Raw genomic sequence first — 3,236 nt, 5'->3', positions numbered from 1 at the left:
TAGAAAATATAAAGTGCAGTTTAAAAGAGTGGGGTTACAAGTATTTTAATGATGTAGTAATAAAAGGAACTAATGCTAGAAAGATAACTTCTTGGTTCTTTAATATAGGAAATATAACAGCGATGTGTCTTTCATTGGGGAAAAATCATTCAATATTTTGGGTATGTATTAATACGTTTTTTGGTTGGTTCTATGTTTTGTATTATTGCATTGTAAATGTTTTATTTTGATTATATAAGTTAAATAATGAAGGAGTGTATTATATATGTTTAATAAAAAAATTATTAAAGGGAAATTTGGTATTGAGAAATTTGAAAAAGAAAATAAAAAGTATCAAAATCGGGCCAGCGCATACTTAGAAGATGAAAGTAAAATGCAAACTTTAATACAAAAAGGGATGAAAATATCTCAAAATAATCAAGGTGCTCTAGCGGATGTTTGGGATAATCTCCAAGTATTATTTGAAATGGTGAATTGTTGGAGAAAAGGGGAGTATCGCGAAATTCCGAAGAAATCACTTCTTGCTATTATAGGTGCAATTCTATATTTTGTATCACCAATAGATCTAATCCCAGATGTCATTTTGGGATTAGGGTTAATAGATGATGTAGCGATAATCAGTTTAGCTATTAAGCAGGTCGGCAGTGACATCGATAAATTTAAAGAGTGGAAAAATGAATTGGATAACAAGGAGAATGTTAGTAATTTTGGATGAAATATTTAAGAAACCCCCATCTACTTCTCTATTCGTATGGACGAGAGAGGTAAATGGGGGTTTTCCTGTTTATTATATCTTCAATCATTATCATGACACCGGTTTCATTAGTTCATGTGACATGAACGTTTTATTTGTAATCTCTCTAGAAAACAATGAATCTAGGATTGGTTTATGCTGTCCCTTTTGCCTGTTCATTAGGAAATGGCATATTTAGTATAGATGCAATGTATTGTTTTCCATGTTTTCGAGCTAATGATTCTAATATTTGGCGAACGCGTTTTGTAAGATGACCTTGTTTTTTTATAGCCTCACAATATGCGTCATAGAAAACGTATTTAGCCCAAAGGAAATCATCTTGTTGGAATAAGAAATGATTTTTGTACCATTCGCCAATTGTATGATAGCAATTGCTTTCATGTACTGCTGCACTTTGTGAAAGAATACGATCGGATAAAGAACTAGATAGATGAGAAATTGTGTTTTCTGTTTCAACTCGTAATGTTTTTTCTAACATTGTAATGATGTGACGAGTAGCCATATGTTAACTCTCCTTTGTGTAAATGGGTAATACCATTCTATATTTAAAAAAATACTCACTATACTATTATACAATATATGGAATGCATCTACCTGCTTTTTAATTTGTATTTACAAAATCTTTTTTATTTGTTTACAAAAATAAAGTAAGATACAGTATATATATGAAAAAATAATAAAGGAATGAACACATTGTATATAACAATAGAAGAGGCTGCGGAGTATTTGAAATTACCAAAATCGTATGTTGAAGACTTAATTCAGCAAAAGAAAGTGCGTGCACTGTTTGATGGAGAGCAATATTTAATAAACAAGGAACAGTTTAATACACATTTAGAACAAATGGAGAAATATAAGCAGTTAGTGGAAGAAATATTAAACGAACCAATTCCAGAAGATATGGATGTTAAAGACGAAGATTAAATTTATAAAAAGCTCCCGTATTAAGATATGCAGAAATGTATCTTAATACGGGGGCTTTTTATATTAAGGGATGAAAAAGTCATCCGAAATTCTAGAGTTACTTTAAGGGAAAGAAGATTTTATAGGGATTAGTACTATTAGTTAAAAGCATATTTTTTTATACAGGGGACAAACATAGAGAACGTAACCTGTACAGATACATATACTATCAGTGCAAAAGCTTATAAATTAATGGAAGGGGTTTTCTCGTGAGTTTATTTAATTGGGATTTTTTGGAGGGTTTAATTGGATCTTATGTAAGAGTAAACAGAGGTGGACCAGAATCTCAAACAGGAACAATAGTATCAATAGGTGCGGACTACTTCTTATTACAGAATGAAAAAGGAGAGCACCATTACTATTCGCTTCGCCATCTGAAAAGCATTACAAAAAATACGAAAGATGGTGGAATAGCTGATTCTGGAGGGGCGGAAGAAGACGGTGCAGAAGACTTTGAAACGCTACTTCAAAACTTCAAATACCGCTGGGTGAAAATTAATCGTGGTGGTCCAGAGAAAATTGAAGGTATTTTACAAGATGTTTCTAGCGGTTATGTAACGTTAATTATAAAAGAAGAACTTGTACTAATTGCACTGTCTCATATTAAAAGTGTTAATTATAATGCACCAGGAAGTGGAGAGAACGATGAGAGTAGCAATGAGAGTAGCGATGAGAAAAGTAATGAAAACAGCAATAATTCAAGTCGAGCTCGCGCACTAAGACAATCAAGTAGAGGAAGATAATACAGAAAGGGGGGTAGGAATTTGAAGAATGTAGTATGCTGTGATCAAATCAAAGGTTTAGTCGGTGAGAATGTAAAAGTAAATCTTCGCGGACCGGAAAGTCGAGTAGGTGTACTGTCATTGTTAGGAAAAGATTACCTTACACTACAATTACCTCATGGAGAATTAGTGTATTATCAGCTGAAACATGTGAAGAGTCTAGTCAGGAAAGTGAAAGAAGCACAAGGAGACTATGGTTCATGTTTCTGCGCTGATGACGATACTTTTTTAGATGTATTAAATGACTTGAAGTATACGTGGATAAAGATTAATCGTGGTGGACCAGAGTGTGTGGAAGGTTTATTAAGTGATATACATGATAGAAATATTACACTAGTAAACGGTGATGAAGTCATTTATGTAATTAATTCTCATATTAAAAGTGTGAGTCAAATAGTTAAAAACAAAAAGAATGAAAAAGAATAATGTTTAATAAATAAGAGGGGCATTATGATTGAAAGTGAAGAACGATTTCATATTTCGCTGCAATAATTTCGCGGTATATGAAAAAGAATTCTTACTATTAAAAGACAGAACATTGCCCCTGATTATTTTTTAGAAATGGAAGACAGAAAAGTGCAATTCCATAGAAAGGAGGATATAGATGAATGAGTTAAACAAAAATATTGGAGAAAATATATACGTTAAATTAATCGGTGAAAAAAGATTTAGAGGTGTATTAATTGATGTAGGGAATGATATTGTTGTTCTTTACAATGGACAAGACTATGTATATA

5 protein-coding genes and 2 pseudogenes are annotated in these 3,236 nt (G+C 32.1%); 6 read left to right on the top strand and 1 reads right to left on the bottom strand.

Going from position 1 to position 3,236, the window contains the following annotated elements:
- Both V7038_RS29010 and V7038_RS29005 read left to right on the top strand, forming a co-directional pair.
- Positions 1-230, top strand: a pseudogene (locus V7038_RS29010) (hypothetical protein); the annotation flags it as partial.
- 35 nt (positions 231-265) lie between these two features.
- On the top strand, positions 266-715 hold the full coding sequence (locus V7038_RS29005; protein WP_335696051.1) for a YkvA family protein: 450 nt from the start codon (positions 266-268) through the stop codon (positions 713-715).
- Positions 716-887: 172 nt separating this feature from the next.
- Here the strand turns inward: V7038_RS29005 and V7038_RS29000 are convergent, their stop codons facing one another.
- Positions 888-1,256 (bottom strand): hypothetical protein, encoded by a 369-nt coding sequence (locus tag V7038_RS29000; protein WP_002113592.1) that lies wholly within the window; start codon positions 1,254-1,256, stop codon positions 888-890.
- A gap of 182 nt (positions 1,257-1,438) precedes the next feature.
- On the opposite strand from V7038_RS29000, the gene V7038_RS28995 reads away from it, so the two are divergent.
- The 4 genes and pseudogenes from V7038_RS28995 to V7038_RS28980 all read left to right on the top strand — a co-directional run.
- Positions 1,439-1,678 (top strand): helix-turn-helix domain-containing protein, encoded by a 240-nt coding sequence (locus V7038_RS28995; protein WP_002010190.1) that lies wholly within the window; start codon positions 1,439-1,441, stop codon positions 1,676-1,678.
- Positions 1,679-1,926: 248 nt separating this feature from the next.
- Positions 1,927-2,460 carry a spore coat protein gene (locus V7038_RS28990; protein WP_335696050.1) on the top strand — a complete coding sequence of 178 codons (534 nt, stop codon included), beginning with the start codon at positions 1,927-1,929 and terminating at the stop codon, positions 2,458-2,460.
- A 21-nt stretch (positions 2,461-2,481) separates the two neighbouring features.
- Positions 2,482-2,925, top strand: a complete 444-nt coding sequence (locus V7038_RS28985; protein ID WP_002113597.1) for a hypothetical protein — start codon at positions 2,482-2,484, stop codon at positions 2,923-2,925.
- Between the two features lie 178 nt (positions 2,926-3,103).
- Positions 3,104-3,236 (top strand): annotated as a pseudogene (locus V7038_RS28980) (DUF2642 domain-containing protein); the annotation flags it as partial.

The organism is Bacillus sp. JJ783 (assembly GCF_036963225.1).
Taxonomy (GTDB): domain Bacteria; phylum Bacillota; class Bacilli; order Bacillales; family Bacillaceae_G; genus Bacillus_A; species Bacillus_A cereus_U.
The sequence above is the reverse complement of the archived record's forward strand: the minus strand, read 5'-3'. Positions and strand labels throughout refer to the sequence as shown.

What these genes read in the sequence shown, in the direction of transcription:
- V7038_RS29005 (WP_335696051.1), top strand. Translation starts at nt 266, where the DNA reads ATGTTTAATAAAAAAATTATTAAAGGGAAATTTGGTATTGAGAAATTT.
- V7038_RS29000 (WP_002113592.1), bottom strand. Translation starts at nt 1,256, where the DNA reads ATGGCTACTCGTCACATCATTACAATGTTAGAAAAAACATTACGAGTT.
- V7038_RS28995 (WP_002010190.1), top strand. Translation starts at nt 1,439, where the DNA reads ATGAACACATTGTATATAACAATAGAAGAGGCTGCGGAGTATTTGAAA.